The organism is uncultured Pseudophaeobacter sp. (assembly GCA_905479575.1).
Classification (GTDB): Bacteria; Pseudomonadota; Alphaproteobacteria; order Rhodobacterales; family Rhodobacteraceae; genus Pseudophaeobacter.
The window spans coordinates 60,121-78,106 of sequence record CAJQNB010000007.1; the positions used below are offsets into that span (position 1 = coordinate 60,121).

The following is a 17,986-nucleotide window of genomic DNA, read 5'->3' on the forward strand; positions in this document are numbered from 1 at the left end:
CTGGGTCATTCCGCGGCTCGCGAATAGGGCGCCTGTAGATCGGCGTCCTTGGGGGTTGGCTGTGGTGCCTGTGGATCACTGGCCAGCCGGGGCTTCAGCGCCGCGGCCAGGGTGCTCACGTTGGGCACCAGCACCATGCTGTCATGGTCCCCGGGCACTTCGATCACTTCCAGTCTGGGCACCCAGCGGGTCCAGTCATTGTCGGCAAAGACATATTCCCGCTCGCAGCTGACCCAATTGCCGCCCGAGACCTGCCAATGGCGGTCCAGTGGCGGGCGCAGCAGTGTGAGCGGGCCGTTCCAGGGCTGCAGCGCGTAGTTTTCGACCGAGTGCCGGAAAGCCAGCTCGATCTTGCGGTTGTTGAAAGCGGGCGCTTGACCGGTTTCTGCCGGGGCCTGGCGGCGTTTGCTCAGCTCCCACAGGATGCGGTTTTTGGCCCATTCCAGCAAATAGCCCGCGCCTTTGCGGCGTAGCTCCTGCAATTTGATCAGCGCCTTGTCGACAGGTTTCAGGCTGGGGCGTACCGGCAGCGGCGTGTCGAGCAACACCAGCGCCGCCGTTTCTTCGCCGGCTGCCTGCAATTGCTGGGCCATTTCATAGGCGGTGATGCCACCACCCGAAAAGCCGCCCAGCAGATAAGGCCCCTGAGGTTGGATCTGCCTGATCTCGGCCAGGTAATCGGTGGCCGCTGCAGCAATGCTGGTATGCGGGGCCTCCTCGCCGATCAATCCACGGGCCTGGAGGCCGTAAACCGGGCGCTCGCCGCCCAGTTCCAGCGCCAGATGGCGCAGGTTCAACACATTGCCAAACATCCCGGCCACCACAAAGAACGGCGCGGCATCAGTGCCGGACCCGGGGTGCAGCATCACCAGATGGGAATGGGGCACCGCTGCATTTTGGGCGGTCTCCTGGCCGGACTGAGCCGTGGCATCGCCCTGTGCAGCACCTGCGCCGCGTTGGATCAACAGATCAGCCAGGGCGGCAACGCTGGGGGCCTCAAACAGGGTCGACAGCGGCAGGTCCACATCATAGTGGCGTTTGATCTGCGCAAAGAGCCGCACCGCGATCAGCGAATGGCCACCCAGATCAAAGAAGCTGTCCGCCACCCCAACCTGGGTGACCCCGAGCAGGCTTTGGAACAGGGCTGCCAGGTGCTCTTGCACCGGGGTGGAGGGCGCCACATAGTCTGTATCCAGCTGGGGGCGCTCAAAGCTCTGGCTCTCATCGGCCACGGCCTCTGCACGGCTTTGCGCTGTCTGTTCAATCAATGACGGCAGATCCAGCGAAGAGACCACAATTTGCGTGCGGTTTGTCGCGAGCGCGCGCACCATCGCCTCTGGGCCCTCGGCCGCGCGGATGCCATTGGACAGGTTCAGCTGCAACCGGCGTTCGTCTTCCGACAGAGGCTGCGGCGCGGCACTGGCCACAAGGCCCAGGGCCTCGGCGCTGTGGTCGGCATTGGTTTGGGGCGGCGTGGCTTCAAAGCCTCCGGCAAGCCGGGTCATCTGGAAATCTGTAATCTCAACCAGCACCCGACCCTCAGTGTCGGTGAGGGTAACATCAAAAGCTGCGCTGTCGCTGGTGGCGCCAGAACGCAGGCGCATATGGCTGCAAATCTCTGTGGTCAAAGGCGCCCGCACCAGGATGCTGCGATAGCCCAGCGGCACCCAAAGATTGCGGCCCTCATAGCCCGGCGCCAGGGAGATGGCCCAGCCGGTGGCCAGATCCATCAGACCGGGGTGCAGCAGGCAGTTATCATCCTGCGCTGCCGGGGGCAGGCGCAGATGGGCCAGGCCTTCTGTCGGGGCTTCAGCGGGGCCAAAGGCGGTCTGTTGCAGCACCTGCCAGCGGGGACCAAAATCCAGATGTGCCTCTTGCGGGGAATGCAGCGGCTTGTCGGCCGTGGCGTGCGCCACCTGCGGGCAGCGGGCCTGGATGGCGGCGAGATCCAGCGATGGCGGCTGCTTGCTGTCGGGGTGTTTGCAGTCGGGCAGTAGGGTGATTTTGGCCTCGGCGTTGAGCGCATAGCCCCCCGCAGAAAGGGCGCTGTGGGTGGCAAAATCATAGCCCGTATCCTGCGCCTGCAGCCGCAAAACCACCGCGCGCGGGGTCGGTTCCGCGACCACCAGGGGCCGCAAAAAGGTGAGGTCCCTGATCTCAAACGGCGCTTGCAGGTCCTGTGCCGCCAGCGCCTCGGCAATCCATTCGATATAGCCGGTGCCGGGTACCAGCGCGGTGCCGCCTTTGGTGCGGTGCTCATTCAACATCCAGGACTGGTTTGCGTCCAGCCGGCTGGCAAAGATCGGATTGCCAAAGGCGTCGAATCCGATCTCGTCCAGCAGGGGCTGGGCGCAGCTTTGGCGCTCAGATGGGGCGGTGCCGCCCTGACGCGCGGCCATGGCTTCGGCGGCCATGCCGGTATCGGCCCAGACACCCCAGTCAATGGCGACAACCCGGGTCTGATCGCCCTGGCGATGGGCGGCATAGGCGTTGAGATATTCATTGGCGGCGACATAGTCGATTTGCCCGGCGGGCCGGGTGACCGTCGAGGAGGAGGAAAACAGCAGCATCAGGTCAAGGCTGCCGTCGGGGAACAGATCGTCGAGCACCCGCAGGCCGGTGACCTTGGGGGCCAGAACCCGGGCGATCTGCGCCTCTGATTTGACCAGGATCGGCCCATCGTCGATGACGCCAGCGCCATGGATCACCCCGTTGAGGTGGCCAAATTCGGTCTCGATTTTGCGTAGGGCGCTGCCCATTTCGGCGCTGTTGCAGATGTCTGCGGCCAAGGGCAGCACGGCGCCTGAGCCGATGTCTTCCAGCTGTTGCACGGCGCGGATGCGTTGGGCGATGCGATTGGCGGGGCTGTGGCTGGCCAGATAGCGCGGCCAGTCGGCGCGCGGCGGCAGGCCCTGACGCGAAACCAGCGCCACCTTGGCATCATAGTGACGCATGAGATGCGCCGCCGTGGCCAGGCCGATGCCGCCAAAACCGCCGGTGATCAGATAGCTGCCACCCGGTTTGAACCCGGCCAGATCCGCTGGTGGCGCGGCTGGGACCTCGGGAAGGGGCTGGCTGCGCCAGCTTTTTTCAAACCGTTTGTCGCCGCGCCAGATGCTTACGGTATTGGCGGGGTCGGCCATCAGCTCTTGCAGCAGGCGCGGGGTCAGATCTGCGGGAAGGGCACCGCGCAAAGTGGCGATAAGTCCGGGCTGGGCGGGCAGTTCGATATCTACCGTCGCGCAGGTGATCCCGGGGAATTCCCGTGCGATGACCCCGGCGGGGCCGGCAATCATCGACTTTTCCGGGTAGGGCAGGGGCTCAGCACCGAGCTGCGCCGCGCCCGTGGTAAAGACGCTCAGATGGGCGGGGTGATCCAGGTCCAGGCCGCCCAGCTCTTGTGCCAGGGCAGTGACAGAGGCAAACCCCATTTCGAGGTTGCGGTCAAAGACGGAGGAGCCGGGGCGAACCTGTTCGTCCTCGCCGGTGACCAGCCAGAAATGGGCGATGCGATGGGGCAGGGCATCGGCCTCTGCCAGATCGGCAAGCAGAGCGCCATAACCGAACCTGCCCTGTTCGGGGGGCAGGATATAGTCGTCGGGGGCAAGCCGTGCATAGGTGTCGCCGGGGCGCACCAGGCTGACGCGATGCCCCGCAGCGCGCAGTCGGGTGGCTGTCGCAGTGGCCACCCCGCAGTCATCGGCAAAGATCAGCCAGGTCTGCGGTGTTTCGCCCAGGTCTGTGTCCACATCCAAGGCGCAATCGGCCAGCCGGGGACGCCAGGCGGGGCGGTAGCCCCAGTCGCTGATCGCGTCATGGCGCCGGGGCGGCGATGCGTCTTCCTGCTGCTGTTGCGTGCCCGGCGCGATGAAATAGCGGCTTCTTTGGAACTGGTAGGTGGGCAACGGCAGGCGATGGCGCTTGGCCTCGCCCCAGATCTGATCCCAGTCGGCCTCAACCCCGCAGGCCCAGAGCCGACCAATGACGCCAAAGAAATAGGCGTCATCCATGATCTCCTGCTCTGGGTGGCGCAGGGCGCTGAGCACCTGTCCGGGCTGCACAGTGGGCGACATCTGGGCCAGCGCGCTCAGCGCCTTGCCGGGGCCGACCTCCAGGAACACCCGCCCGGGTGTGGCAGCAAGGGTGGCGATACAATCGGCAAACCGCACCGTATTGCGCAGCTGGCCAACCCAGTAATCGGGGTCCATGGCCTGTTCAGCCGTCAGCGGCTGACCGGTCCGGTTGGATATCACCGGGATCTGTGGCGCCGCCAGGGACAACCCGGCGAGGAAGGCGCGATATTCTGCCAGGATACCGTCGAGCATCCGTGAATGCGCCGCGATATCAATCTGGATGCGTTGGAAATCCACCTCACGCGCAGCGAGCTGTGTAGCCAGGGCGTCCAGCGCCTGTTGCGGCCCGGAGACGGCGGTGAGGTTGGGCGCATTGACGCTGGCAATATCGAGATCATCGCCGATCAGCGCCTCTACCTCGGCCAGCGGTAGGGCAATCGACAACATGCCGCCCGCAGGCACCTGGTCAAACAGCCGTCCGCGCAGCAGCACCAGATCAATGCAGTCCTCAAAGGAGATCACCCCGGCGAGACAGGCGGCGGTGTTTTCCCCCATGGAATGGCCCACCATGGCAGCCGGGCGAATGCCCCAGCTGATCCAGAGCTGGGCCAGCGCATATTCAATGATCATAATCAGCGGCAATTGCGCCGAGGGCCGTTGCAGCTGGGCATTGGCAGCGCCTTCATCGCTGGGGTTCGGCAGCCACAGGGCGCGAATGTCGTGGTCGAGCTGGGGCTGCAGATGATCCAGACCCCGGTCCATCCAATCGGCAAAGACCGGCTCGGTCTCGTAGAGATCCCGCGCCATGCCAGCATATTGCGCCCCACCGCCAGGGAAGGAAAACACCACCTCGGGGGCGTCCCCCAGTTGATCATGGTCAAAAACCTGACGCGGATCGCCCGCCCGCAGCAGTGCGGCGGCTTGGGTCGCGGTTTCCGCCACCAGCACCCGGCGTTTGCCAAACCCCCGTCGTCCCTGTTTCAGGGTATAGGCCACATCGGCCAGATCGAGCTCCGGGTTGGCCTCCAGATAATCGGCCAGGGCAGCGGCATTGGCGTTGAGCGCCGCCTTGGACTGCCCCGAAAGACAGAGCACATGGAAGGGGAAATCGCTTTCCTCGGAGGGCGCGCGTGCAGGAGCTTCTTCCAGAATGGCATGGGCATTTGTGCCCCCAACGCCAAGCGCGTTGATCCCGGCACGGCGCGGCCCGCTGTGCGAGGTCCAGGGCGTCAGGCGGTCATTGACCTTGAAGGGGGAGCTGTCAAAATCAATTGCCGGATTAGGCGCCTCATAGCCCAGCGAGGGGGGGATCTGCTGATGCTTCAATCCCAGCGCGGTTTTCACCAGCCCGGCGATGCCGGCGGCGGTGTCCAAGTGACCGATATTGGTTTTGACCGAGCCAATGCGGCAGTAGCCTTCGGCCTCGGTGCTGTCACGAAAGGCCTCGGTCAGGGCCGAGACCTCGATCGGATCGCCCAGATAGGTGCCGGTGCCGTGGCATTCCACGTAATCAATTGTCTCGGCTGAAATATCCGCTGCGTCCAACGCCTGGCGGATGGCGCTGGCCTGGCCCTCAACCGAGGGTGCCAGATAGCCGGCCTTGTCGGCGCCGTCGTTGTTGATGGCGCTGGCCTTGATCACTGCCCATATATGATCGCCGTCGGCCTGGGCATCCTCAAGCCGACGCAGGGCAACGGCGCCCGCACCAGACCCAAAGACGGTGCCCTGGGCGCGGTGGTCAAAGGCATGGCAATGGCCATCGGGCGACAGGATTTCGTTCTCTTTATAAAGGTAGCCGCGCCCCTGGGGCATATCTATGGTGACACCCCCGGCCAGCGCCATGCCACATTCGCCGCTCCGCAGAGCCTTGCAGGCGTAATGCACCGCCACCAGCGAGGTGGAGCAGGCGGTCTGGACATTGACCGAAGGCCCTTTGAGATCAAAGATATGGCTGACGCGGGTGGTGAGAAAGTCCTTGTCGTTGCCGGTATGGCGCAGCAGGAACATGCCCACGTCATCCACCAGACCAGGGTTGGAGCAGATGTTGAAATAGAAATAGCTGCCCATGCCACAGCCGCCATAGACGCCGATGGGCTCCGACAGGCTTTCGGGCGGATGGGCGGCGTTTTCCATGGCGCCCCAGGCGACCTCAAGAAACTTGCGGTGTTGCGGGTCGAGAATGGCCGCCTCTTTGGGGCTGAAGCCAAAGAATTCGGCATCAAAATCGGCAAAGCCCTCCAGCAGGGCGGCATGGGGCACATAGTTTGGATCGGCCAGGGTCGCGGCGGACACACCCGCCTCGAGCAGGGCATCGCGGTCCAGCGGCACAATGGATTCAATGCCATCACGCAGGTTGTTCCAATAGGTCTGCACGCCCTCGGCGCCGGGAACATTGACCGACATGCCGACAATGGCGATATCGCCGCTGTATTGCGGCGCGCCTGAGCTATGATCTGCTGTCTTTACCACGACAAACTTTGACCTCTACATTTGGCAAACTTGGGATGCCTCTCCTGCCTGCAATCCCTGCCATGCCAATGGGCAGAGTCCGGTGCCCCAGGAGAGGCAAATATCTGATGGGTCGGTCCGGGCGCACGCGGTGGGCAGTTCGGCGGCTGGGGCCTGCTGATCTGCCTGCGGTTACGATTCCTTGTTACCCAAGGCGAAATTGGTGCATCACTGCGGCAAAGCTGTGAAAGCTTGGTGTTGAAAATGGGTCTTAAAGCGAAAACAATAAGGCATTATATATGCTTGCGTGCTCCGGGGGGAAGGGGTTGCGGCATCAAGACCTGCCTGCCTGCAAACAGGGCACGGGGTTTTTCAAACAGCCCCGGGTAGCGCAGCCGTTCGGCATAGCCCAGAACCGATCCGGCACAGAGCCAGGTCATCGGCACCAGGGTATCATTCAGCATCATATCCACCATGGTGGCGGCAAGGATCAGCGCGATGGGCGTGGCATAGGGGGAGATCTGCTGGCGGCGGCGGCGGTGGATCTCGATCCCGAGCAACAGTATGGAAAGCGAGAGCAATCCCATCTCGGCCAGATAGCCCAGCCAGCCCAATGTGCCAAAGAGCAGGATCCAATGGCCGTCCGGGATCGAGACAATAGCGCCGGTTTCCAGCTCGCGCACCAGATTGCGGCCCCAGCCGCCCCAGCCGAACCAGGGCTTTTCAGCGGCGCGCTGCAGCAACATTGCCTCATTATCAAAGCGATAGCCCAGTGATTGCGCCCGCTCGGGGCTGATGGCCTGGGCCTGGGCCAGGATGGCCTCGGTGGGAATGAGCCCGAGGTTGCGCAGCATGGGGTAGGTGATGGCCAGGGCCGCCAAAGTGATGGCGACACGGATTTGCCAGCGCGGCGAGGCCAGCGCCACCAGCGGCACAAAGCTGAGCCCATAGGCCAGCGAGGCAAAGCTTTTGCACAGATACAACACGAAGAACAAATAGGCCGCAGCGATGGCGAGCCGCAGGCGGTCCCGCCCCTTCGCAGCGTGGGCCAGGGACACCGCGGCCAGCACTGCCGAAAACATGAACAGGGCCAGCCACAGGGAATGGGGCATAAAGACGATAGGGCGAAAGCCGCCCTGGCGCATGGTTTGCGCAAAATCATGCTGAAAGAAGCCATAGACCATAATATTGATCTGCGGGCTGAGACGGATTTCAATTAGCGACGGGATCGAATAGGCCAGTCCGGCGATGCAAAGGGCGAGCAACAGCTCTTTTTGTCCTTCTGGCGAGGACAAATAGCGCCGCGCCAGCAAGAAGGGCATCAGGATGATCACCTGGTTGATCATCACCGATCCAAGATCCCGCCATCTGAGCCCTGGCAGCATATCGGTGATAAAGACAATGGGGTCGGCATCTGCCAGCACTTCAAAGATCACCGGATCGCCATTGGTCATCACCGTGGGAATTACCGCAAATGTAAACAACAGGGTCAGCAGCTTGGCCAAAGGATGGCGGGGCAGGAGCGGTACTTTTTTGCCCATAACCCCGATGCACAGGACAAAAGCCATGATCGAGGGAATGGTGAACTTATCCATATCCGGCACCAGCGGCAGGTCGAACTCGGCCACCGGGGGCAGCAGCAGGTAGCCCGCCAGAATGCACCACAAAATGGCCCGTTCCAGCGGCAAGCGCCGGAACAGCACCAGGCTGACCACAGGCCAGAGCAGCAGCATCAATGAGGCAAGTGCATTAGGCATGAGAAGGATCTAGTCTCCAATTGCGGCAGGGCGATGGGCATTTGGTGACCGCAGGGGGGCGGCGTGACGAGAGTGTGGTCAGAATTGTTACCCATTTAGGGGCCTGACCTGATGACCTGACCTGATGACCTGGACGAGTGAGCTGGACCGGTGAGCAAGACTGCGCTCTTTTTGCGCCGCTTTGCCGCAAGTCATACCCCACCAGATTACAACGGCCTTGGCGCGGTGTCGCGGGAAATTCCGCGCATATTATAGTCAAAGGGATAAATGAGGGGCGCAAACGGCTATATTCAGCCGGTTATGTTAGAGTGGCTTGAGCCACGGTCTTTTGCGGGGTATTTGCGCAGCGCTGCTTGGAAATTGGCGGATCTCGGTTTTGGGGTCAGCGTGGGAGTGAATTGGTGTTTTTTGAGTTTCAAGGCCAGCGTATCACAGTGAATTTGCCCACCCGGGCCGCCTTGGAGAGCGAAGTTTTGCGGCGCTTTTCGGCGGGCGAAGGCTTTGCCCTGGCAACCGTGAACCTGGATCATCTGGTTAAACTGGCTGACTCGCCAGAGTTTCTGCAGGCCTACGCCGGACAGGATTTGGTGGTGGCAGACGGGCGGCCCATTGTCTGGCTTTCGCAGTTGGCCAAACGCCCGGTTGAACTGATGCCGGGGTCTGATCTGGTTCTGCCGCTTTGCCGTCTGGCCGCTGCAGCCGGGGTGCCGGTGGCCTTGGTTGGCAGTACCGAGGTGGCACTGCGCGATGCCAAGGCACATCTGGAGGCAGAGGTGCCGGGGCTGGATCTGGCCTGGTGCCATGCGCCCTCGGGGGTTTTTGACCCACAGAGCGATGAAGCCGGTAAAATACTCGAAAACCTGAACAGCAAGGGCATTCGCCTGTGTTTTCTGGCCCTGGGCGCGCCCAAGCAGGAACGCCTGGCCCATCGCGGCCGCAGCGCGGCGCCGCTGGTTGGCTTTGCCTCGATTGGGGCGGGGCTGGATTTTCTGGGTGGTCATCAGACACGGGCGCCGCTTTGGGTGCGCAAGATTGCCATGGAATGGCTGTGGCGCGCCTTGAGCAGCCCAGGCCGGATGGTGCCACGCTATGCCAAGTGTTTTGCCATTCTGCCCGGTCAGATCTGGCAGGCCCTGCGCAACCGGCCCAAACTGTAGTCTCCTCTATTCGCATAAACAGAACCGGGCTGGGACCCGGCAAGGGGGGGGCCGCGCCTGCAGATGGGGCTTTGCCCCCTCTTGGCAGCCTTGGGCCCGGCGCTGGCTCTGACGCGCCAGCGCTGCAGCGCATTGTTTTGTGCTCTGTGTTCAGTGGCAAATGCGGCAAGGGGAAGGGCGGTGCGAGCCTATTTATACTCCAATATTTTGCGGTTTTTTCCCCGCACGCGGTCCCAGGAGTATTCTGCCACGCCAGCGCATTCGGCAAATTTCCCCAGCAGCGAAAACCAGGCAGGCCGCAGTCCCATGCGCGGGCTCAGACGCAGCAGCTGCAGCGGATATAGTCCTGCAGCCACGAGGGCCCAAGGGGAGATCGCCACAGTGCCCAAGAGAAGAGCCAGCGGCAGCCCCCCACCCCAGAGCAGGGCGCGGCGGGTTTCGGTGACCCAGTGTCGCTCCGGTGAGGCCCCATGCAACGCGGCCCCCTGGGCAAAGGCATAGCCGGCCCGGCGGCTGCGCTTCCACCATTGGCCAAACCGGGTCATCTGCGCATCATGCAGGGTCATTTCCGCATCAATGCGCCAGATCTTCCAGCCCTCGCGGCGCAGGCGCAGGCACATTTCGGGCTCTTCCCCTGCGATCAGATCGGCGCGATATCCGCCCACTGCGCGCAGGGCCTTCAGCCGCATCAGCGCATCGCCGCCGCAGGCCTTGGCCTCACCTATGGGCGTGTTCCATTCCGCATCGCACAGTTGGTTGTAGATCGACGCCTCTGCAAAGCGCTCGCGGCGGCGGCCACAGACCACGGCCACCTCTGGGTGCTGCTGCAAAAACGCCGCGGCCTGGGGGATCCAGTTGGCGTCCACCTCGCAATCGCCATCAACCAGCTGCACAAACCCCTGTTCGCCCTGCAACCTGTCCAGCCCCGCATTGCGGGCACGGGCGGCAGTGAAGGGCAGCGACATATCCAGCGCCACCACCTCGACCCCCAGCGCCTGCGCCGCTTTGATCGAACTATCGCTAGAGCCGCTGTCGACGTAGATCAGCCGGTGTATCTGCGGTTGCAGCGAGGCAAGGCAGGCGAGCAGACGCGCGCCTTCGTTGCGGCCTATCACCACGGCGCTGATGAGAGGCGCGCTGTTCGGGGCGGACACCGTCATTATGCGGCCCCTCTGTCATTGTGAGACCTGCCTGAGTGCGTGGCTACATAGGCGCTATAGGCGGGGGGCGCCAGCCGTAGCCCGGTTGAGGCATGGGGATGAGGGGCGGGAGTGACGCCATCGCGCACCAGCGCGACCAGAACCATCTCATGGGCGGCGGCGATCCGCTGTTTTGGCCCATGCACATGGCGCTGAGAGGCCAAAAACCGGGCGCGATGCAGCGCAGAGTTGAGGCGTTTTGTGATACGGGCAGCGAAGGCGGGCTGCGGCGGGTGTTCACTCATGCAATCTGTCCAGCTGTCGGGGCTTTAGGGCCAGGTTAAGCGGCTGCTCCGGTTTGGAAAAGCAGGTGCAGACCTAACGAAGACATGTGTCGAAATTGCGCCGCCTGGGCGGAGCGCTGATGGCGTGGGGTATGCGGGGGCCAGAAAATCAGTAATCCCGCTTGAAGAACAGGCCAAAACCGCTTTCGCCTTCGCTGTCGACAGAGCCGGTCACGGTGACGGAATCTGTGAGGTCGATGTTGATGCTCAGCTCGCTGTCGCCCTCGGTGTTGACGTTGAAATCGGTATAGGCTTTCTCGCCGATATAGCCGCCCAGCCCCAACAGTCCCGAGCCAATATTGTCGAGCCCGACCTCGACGTTGTCAGCGCCGGTTGCGTCCCGCAGGCGGCTTTGGTTGCCCAGTCCACGTCCGCTGAGATCCAGCGCAGATTTGGCCAGGCGCGCCAGCGCCAGGGGGGACAGATCATCAATGTTGTCGCCAAACAACAGCAGCGCCAGGGCCTCTTCGCTGGGGCGCGGTGGATCGGAGGTGACCTTGATTTGCGGCGCATCCAGGGGGCCTTCGATTTCCAGCGTTGCACTGCCAGTGGCGGTGCTGGCAGAGGAGCGGAACTCCAGATGTGGTTTCAGATCCCCCAGCAGGGTAATGCGGCCTTCGTCCAGTTCCAGACGCCGCCCAAGGATGTCAAAGGTGCCACGTTTCAGGCTGATCTGCCCGGCAGGGGCCAGGGCGGCGGTGCTGCCGCGCAGCTGGATGCGGCCGCCCAGTTCGGCATTGAGCCCACGGCCCCGGGCAAAGATGCGGTTTGGCGCGTCAATCAACAGATCCAGGGCGATGTTGCTGCTGGATCCGGTGCTTGCGGTGGTTTGGATCAGATCAGCGCGGGCGCGGGTCTGCCGAACCGGGCGCGATTCGCCGATGTGACGGATTGGCGGGATGGGCGCCGCCGAGATTGCCCCCCCGGCGGTGTTGAGGTTGATATTGCTTTCGCCAATATCAATCCGACCGCTCAAACGGCTGTTGCCCGCCAGCGGACCGGCAAAAGACAGGGCGCCGTTCAGCAGGGTTTCATAGCTTAGATGATCGGTCAGCGTGACATCCGATATGCCAATCTTGAGCGCAGCATCAAACGGGGGTGTCAGAGCTATGGGGCCGGTCAGGCGCAGGCTGCCGCCATCCCGGGGGCGTGCCGAAACCTGCAACTGCGCGCCAGCGTTCTGCAGCGTGACCGTTGCGTTGATATCGTCGAGCCGCTGGGCCGCAGCAGGCAGCGCCAGTGCGGCGCCACGGGTGGTGATGCTGCCGCTCAGGGCCGCGAGCGTAGGCGCGCCTTTTAGTGCCAGATCAAAGGCGGCGGTGCCGCTCAGCAGATTGGGGGTGATAAAGGGGTTGGCGCCTTCCAGCCGGGCCTGACCCTTGGCGGTGATGTCGGCCAGCCCGCTGCTTTCGTCAAAGCTGCCGGCAAGGCGCGCCTCAGCCCCCGAAGGCGCCTTGGCGTCACTGGTGATCTGCCAGCGGCCATCACGACGTCGCGCCTCTCCTGTCGCGCTGAGCCTGCCCGGCAGTTCGGGAACAAAGCGCTGCATTTCTTCCAGTGAGGCCTCAAAGGTGACATCTGCCGCGCCGTCCAGCTGGGCACGGCCCTGGAGCTGCGCAAAGGAGGCATGTGGCCCCTTGAGCTGGAGCTGCCCCGACAGGCTGTCGCCGCTTCGGGTCAGGTCGCCCTCTAGGGTCAGCGCCCCAGAGACCTGCGGCACCAGTGGATTGAGATCCTTGAGGCCCGCTTGCAGATGCAGGCTGCCGGCGCGACTGTCCAGGGTGCCGCTGGCCTCGGCTGAGATTTGTCCGCTCAGCAGTGTGAACTGTTTGATCTCCAGCCCGGCGGCATCGCGCCCGCCCTTGAAGGTCAGCGCCAGAGTGCCCTCTGTCAGCTGATCAAGAACGTCAATCCCGGCAGAAACGCCCTGGCCCTGTAGCGCCATATCGGCCTCAAAGGCGCCGGAAAGCGGCGTGAGCGCGCCTTGGATCTGGCCTTGCACGGCGCCCGACAGGGGCTGGCCGGCCAGAGCAGAAAACCGCAGCAGATTGCCGGCACCGAGGCGCAGATCACCAGTGACCTGCAGGCCGCTTTCTAGCCCCGCAAAGCCCAGGTCTCCGCTGGCCTGATAGTCCTGCCCCTGCAGCAGCAGCTCATGCAGCGAAAATGCCGCCGCGCCCTGGGTGGTCAGATGGCTGGACAGAGAAACCTCGCGCCCCACTGCGGTGGCCAGGGCTGGATCGCGCAGTTTCAGCCCCTGCAACTCTGCGGTGACATCCCCGTCGAGCTGCTGCGCGCCGCTGTCATCCAGTGACAGCCGTCCCTGAGCCGTAATCAGCGCGGTTTCGATCAGCGCCTCAGGATGGCTGAGCTGGGTCAACTCGGCGCTCAGGGACCAGGGGCCGTCGCTGGTTTTTTGCGCCAGAATTTCTGTGCCAGCCAGGGTGGTATCGGCGCCGGGCAAGGGCAGGAGCACCGCAGCCTGCCCTGGGGGCGGGGTGATTGCAGCGCGGATATTAGCGGTGTCCAGCTGTCCCGCGGGGGTCATGGCCAGTGCCCCGCTGAGCCGCAGGGCCTGGCTGCGCAGGGCAAAACTGTCCAGCACCAGCCCGGCTGTGGAGGTGCTGCTGCCCCGCAGAGCCAGTTTCAGGTCCGGACCAAAGAAGGGGCGATAGTCCGGCAGCAGCAAGGCATCGATATCGCCGCCAAGATCGGCGGTGAAGCCAATGCCAGCCGCTGCGGTGGTGGCGCCATCGTCGGGAGTTCCGGTGGCACCTGTCCCGGCTTCGGGTGGCGCGGCCAGAGCCGTCAGTTCAATCTGGCCTGCCAGTCTGTTGCTGCCGTTGGAGGACAGGGCAATCTGGGCGGTGAAATCTTCGACCGGGCCGCTGCCTTTTATATCGAGCTGCAGGCTGGGGGCCGCAGGCAGCGCCAAGGCGGTAGAGATCAAGCCGCCCGAGGCTTCTTGGAGCGCCAGATCAAGGGTGATCTGGCGGCTGTCCTTGGCATATCCGGCCTCAAGGCTCAGCCGGTCGCCGGGTTTGTCGAGCCGATTCACCTCGAGCTGGGTTGTCAGACTGCCCTCGGCCAGTTTCAGCCCGCCCTGCAGGTTGAGGCTGGCAGCAAAGCCAAACAGGGTCTCATCCAGCAGGATGCGGGCGACGCTGATCTCTCCCAGCTCAATCGCGACCGGCAGGTCCGGCAATTGAAAGGGCGTGGCCTCGGGGCTGGGCAGGCTGGGATCCGGCGGCAGCGGCTTTGGTTGCCGCAGCACGGCAATTTCGGCGGCCTTCAGGTGATTGATCGACAAATTGCCACGCAGCAGGGCCAGGCGGTTCCAGTCCAGCTCGGCGCCGCGCAGCCGCAGCCAGAGGCCCTCGGTATCGGCGACGGTGATTTCGTCGATCACCGCCTGCGAGGAAAAGGCGCCGTTCAGCCCGGTTACGGTGATGTATTGGTTGTCTGCGGACAGGTTTTCTTCGAGGAAGCTTTCGAGATAGCTGGGCTCAGGCGCAGGCGGGGTTTCGGGCGTGGTGTCCTGCGCAGCCAGAGGCAAGGCCAGGGCGAGCGGCAGCGCTGAGCTGGCCAGCAGAGCGGCGGGAAACAGAACCGAAACGCGCATCAAAAAGCCTGCCCTATACCGATGTAGAACTGCAATCCATCCTCGGTGCCGCCATCCACCGGATAGGCAAAATCCACCCGCAGCGGCCCGATCCCGGCCACATCATAGCGCAGGCCAAACCCGGCGCCGGAATGGCTTTGCGAGGTGCTGGAGACAAAGGCATCGCTGTCCACATAGCCAATGTCAAAAAAGCCAACCAGCGAGAGCTTGTCGGTGATCTTGCCGCGCAATTCGCCCGAAAGCGCCAGATAGCCACGGCCCCCGGCGGAATTGGCGCCCACAGGCACGCCCAGAGACTGGTATTCATGGCCGCGCACAGAGCCGGCACCGCCGGAGAAAAACAGCAATGTCGGGGAGGTATTGCCCAGCGAGGGGCCAATCACCGATCCCAGCTGGGCGCGCCCGGCAAGAACCAGACGATCACTGCCGCCCAGCCCGTGGTAGATCCGCCCATCGAGCTTGACCTGCAGGCCATCGTCGGTGCCGTCTATACCCAGAAAAGGGGTGAGGCGGGCATTGATGAAATAGCCGCTGGTGGCATCTACCCGGCTGTTGCGCCGGTCATATTCCGCCCGCAAAAAACCGGCGACATATTTAAAGCGCCGTTTGCCAAAGGCATCCTCGGCCAGGATGGTGTTAAAGCCAAAGCCCGCTTCGGCAAACAGCTGATCGGAATAGACCCGGCGCAGACCAATACCGCCCCGGGCTTGGGTGGCGGTATAATGTTCTTCGTCCAGCCGTTCGGCCTCAATGAGGTAAAACAGATTGTCATCCGGCCCCAGCGTAGCCGGTTGGTCCAGTCGCAGGGCAATGCGTCCGTCAATGTCATTGCTGCCCCCCAGCCCGCTGAGCCGGGTCTCAAAGCGCAGTTTTTCCGCGCCGCCAAACAGATTGCGGTGCATCCAGCTGGTGGTGATCTCGATCCCGTCAGAGGAGCTGAGCTGGGCCCCAAAGGTCAGCCGCCGCGGCGGCATGTCCTCGACCGTGGCGATATAATCAAGCGTTCCGTCCGGGTTAGGCTGGTCTTTGGGGCGCAGGGTGACCGAGGAAAAGGCACCGGTACGGCGCAGGCGGGTGGCGGATTTGGCCACAAGATCCGGGTGGTAGACCGCGCCGGTTGGCAGGCCCGCGATGCGCTGGACTGCCTCGGTGCGCACGGCGCTGGGGGTGGCCAGACGCAGCGTGCCAAACCGCAATTTTGCCCCAGGGGCCATGGTCAGGCGGGCGTCCAGCGTATTGGCGCGATGGTTGGCGGTGATCGCCTGATGTGCCAGACGGGCCTTTGGGTGGCCAGCCCTGCGCCAGGCCAACAGCCCGGCGGCACCGGCATCGCGCAGCACCCCGGTGGTAGCGGGTTGACCGACGGCAAAACCGGCGGGGCGCTGCACATCGCTGTTGCTGGGCCAGGGGGTGATTTCGGCGCGGGAAAAGCGAAAGCTGGGGCCGGGGATCACGGTAATGCGCACCTGATTGATCTGGCGCGGCGCGTTCAGTGGCTCAATGCGGGCGGCCTCTTGCCCGTCGAGACGGATGGTGACCTGCGGCGCAAAATGCCCGGCGTCATACAGCACCTGCACCAAAGTGCGATAGTCCGACAGGGCGGCGGCCAGCAGTTCCTGCGCATCAATCTGCGGATCGGCTCCCAGAACGCTGGAGGCCCCTTGCAACCGCTGGGTCAGCGCCTCTGAGGCGCCGGGCGCCGTGAGCTGCGCCTCGGCACTGATGCCCGCAGTGGGCACAAAGGGGGCGGTCAAACACAGGCCCAAAGCGGCTGCGCGCAGGACCCTTTGCGGGGCAGAGCGCAGGGGCAATTTGAAAAACATGGGCACTCCGGGCAGCGTGCAGGAATTGGGCGCAGACAGAACGATCCCGGGTACGTGGCAACAGGCAGGGCCGCCACTCAGGATGTCTTGGTGACCCTAGCACAGAGCAGCGTGAGGTAAAGTAGTCCCAAGAGGGATTTGAGCAGAGTTTGGCATCGCGGGCAGGAAGCCGCGCAAGTTGACCTGTGGCGCGCAGTGCAAGCTCATCTGAAAGCCAGGCTGCAGGCAGGTGAAAGCCGCGCTACATGGGGGCGTTGCTACATGCGGGCGTTCTTGAACCAGCGGCGAATGGCGGCGCGATCCTCTGGCTCCATAAAGGTGACATTGGCCGGGGGCATGGCATCGGTCATGCCGGCATGCAGAAACACCGCCTTGGCCTGGCGGGCCAGATCGGCTTCGGTTTCCAGCAAAACCGCCTTGGGGGCGGTGCGAATGCCATCCCAGAAGGGCTCGCGGGCGTGGCACATGCTGCACCGGCCCAGGACGATCTCATGGACCTCTTCAAAGCCATCGGCCTGTGCCATGATCAGCGCGGTGCCGGTCAGTGCGGCGCTGTCCCCATCGGCCTCGCCCTCCTGTTCCAGACCCAGAGTGGACAGGATAATCACCCCCAGGAACAGCAACGCTGTGGCCAGCCAGGTCCAGGTGGGATTGCCTGTGCCTGCATGTTTGGTGTTGAAATAATGCCGGATGGTCACCCCCATCAGGAACACCAAGGCTGCGATCAGCCAGTTGTACTCAGAGGCAAAGGCCAGCGGGTAGTGGTTCGACAGCATCAGGAAAATCACCGGCAGGGTGAGATAGTTGTTATGGGTCGAGCGCAGCTTGGCGATCTTGCCATATTTGGCGTCCGGGGTGCGCCCTGCCTGCAGGTCTGCCACCACAATGCGCTGGTTTGGCATGATGATGAAGAACACATTGGCGGTCATGATGGTGGCGGTAAAGGCCCCGAGATGCAGCATCATGGCCCGGCCGGTAAAGACCTGATTGAGCCCATAGCCCATCACCACCAGCAGGCCAAACAGCAGTACCATCAACAGGGTGGGGCGCTCGGACAGGCCGGACTTGCACAGGCGATCATAGATCAGCCAGCCAATCGACAGCGATGCCGCCGAGATGGCAATGCCCTGCCACAGGGTCAGCTCGGCCTTGGCCTGATCAATCAGATAGAGCTCGCCGCCCACCCAATAGACCACCATCAACAAGGCAAAGCCCGACAGCCAGGTGGTGTAGCTTTCCCATTTGAACCAGATCAGATGCTCCGGCATCTCAGCCGGGGCCACCAGAAATTTGCGGATGTGGTAAAATCCGCCGCCATGCACCTGCCATTCCTCGCCATGGGCGCCAACCGGCAGATTGGGCGCCTTGCGCAGGCCCAGATCCAGGGCGATGAAATAGAAAGAAGAGCCAATCCAGGCCATTGCGGTGATTACATGCAGCCAGCGAATGGCAAAGCCCAGCCAATCCCACATCATCAGAATTTCATACATGCCCGTGCCCTCATATGGTCTGTGTGGTGTCGTCTTTGTGCAGCGTTGAGATTTGTTCAGGGGGTTCCATAGATTTCCCTATGGTTTCCCCCGTGGCCACCCTAGGCAAGCGCATCTTTATTCGGTATTCCAG

At 63.3% G+C, this 17,986-nt stretch carries 8 protein-coding genes; 1 reads left to right on the top strand and 7 read right to left on the bottom strand.

Annotated features, from left to right (window positions below; translation table 11 throughout):
• Nucleotides 1–5 precede the first annotated feature (5 nt).
• The gene (locus tag QZ268_RS02510; protein WP_295447484.1) at nt 6–6,542 is read right to left on the bottom strand and encodes a type I polyketide synthase; all 6,537 of its coding nucleotides are present in this window, start codon (nt 6,540–6,542) and stop codon (nt 6–8) included.
• Nucleotides 6,543–6,814: 272 nt separating this feature from the next.
• Nucleotides 6,815–8,278 (bottom strand): hypothetical protein, encoded by a 1,464-nt coding sequence (locus QZ268_RS02515; protein WP_295447487.1) that lies wholly within the window; start codon nt 8,276–8,278, stop codon nt 6,815–6,817.
• A gap of 401 nt (nt 8,279–8,679) precedes the next feature.
• Here QZ268_RS02515 and QZ268_RS02520 point away from each other — a divergent pair, with 401 nt between their 5' ends.
• Nucleotides 8,680–9,435, top strand: a complete 756-nt coding sequence (locus QZ268_RS02520; protein ID WP_295447490.1) for a WecB/TagA/CpsF family glycosyltransferase — start codon at nt 8,680–8,682, stop codon at nt 9,433–9,435.
• Nucleotides 9,436–9,623: 188 nt separating this feature from the next.
• Here the strand turns inward: QZ268_RS02520 and QZ268_RS02525 are convergent, their stop codons facing one another.
• The 5 genes from QZ268_RS02525 to QZ268_RS02545 form a co-directional block, all read right to left on the bottom strand.
• Nucleotides 9,624–10,595, bottom strand: coding sequence for a glycosyltransferase family A protein (locus tag QZ268_RS02525; RefSeq protein WP_295447492.1), 972 nt, complete (start codon nt 10,593–10,595; stop codon nt 9,624–9,626).
• Nucleotides 10,595–10,879: a hypothetical protein gene (locus tag QZ268_RS02530; RefSeq protein WP_295447494.1), complete on the bottom strand. Its 285-nt coding sequence runs from the start codon at nt 10,877–10,879 to the stop codon at nt 10,595–10,597. The genes QZ268_RS02525 and QZ268_RS02530 overlap by 1 nt, the downstream gene beginning before the upstream one ends.
• A gap of 148 nt (nt 10,880–11,027) precedes the next feature.
• Entirely contained in the window at nt 11,028–14,540 is a 3,513-nt protein-coding gene (locus tag QZ268_RS02535; RefSeq protein WP_295447496.1) for a translocation/assembly module TamB domain-containing protein, read from the bottom strand.
• The gene (locus QZ268_RS02540) at nt 14,540–16,363 is read right to left on the bottom strand and encodes a BamA/TamA family outer membrane protein (protein ID WP_295447498.1); all 1,824 of its coding nucleotides are present in this window, start codon (nt 16,361–16,363) and stop codon (nt 14,540–14,542) included. The genes QZ268_RS02535 and QZ268_RS02540 overlap by 1 nt, the downstream gene beginning before the upstream one ends.
• Before the next feature lie 257 nt (nt 16,364–16,620).
• Nucleotides 16,621–17,853, bottom strand: a complete 1,233-nt coding sequence (locus QZ268_RS02545; protein WP_295447500.1) for a urate hydroxylase PuuD — start codon at nt 17,851–17,853, stop codon at nt 16,621–16,623.
• Nucleotides 17,854–17,986 lie beyond the last annotated feature (133 nt).

Bases quoted from the DNA above. Each gene is read 5' to 3' on its own strand.
- QZ268_RS02535 (WP_295447496.1), bottom strand. From the start codon at position 14,540: ATGCGCGTTTCGGTTCTGTTTCCCGCCGCTCTGCTGGCCAGCTCAGCG.
- QZ268_RS02540 (WP_295447498.1), bottom strand. From the start codon at position 16,363: ATGTTTTTCAAATTGCCCCTGCGCTCTGCCCCGCAAAGGGTCCTGCGC.
- QZ268_RS02530 (WP_295447494.1), bottom strand. From the start codon at position 10,879: ATGAGTGAACACCCGCCGCAGCCCGCCTTCGCTGCCCGTATCACAAAA.
- QZ268_RS02515 (WP_295447487.1), bottom strand. From the start codon at position 8,278: ATGCCTAATGCACTTGCCTCATTGATGCTGCTGCTCTGGCCTGTGGTC.
- QZ268_RS02545 (WP_295447500.1), bottom strand. From the start codon at position 17,853: ATGTATGAAATTCTGATGATGTGGGATTGGCTGGGCTTTGCCATTCGC.
- QZ268_RS02525 (WP_295447492.1), bottom strand. From the start codon at position 10,595: ATGACGGTGTCCGCCCCGAACAGCGCGCCTCTCATCAGCGCCGTGGTG.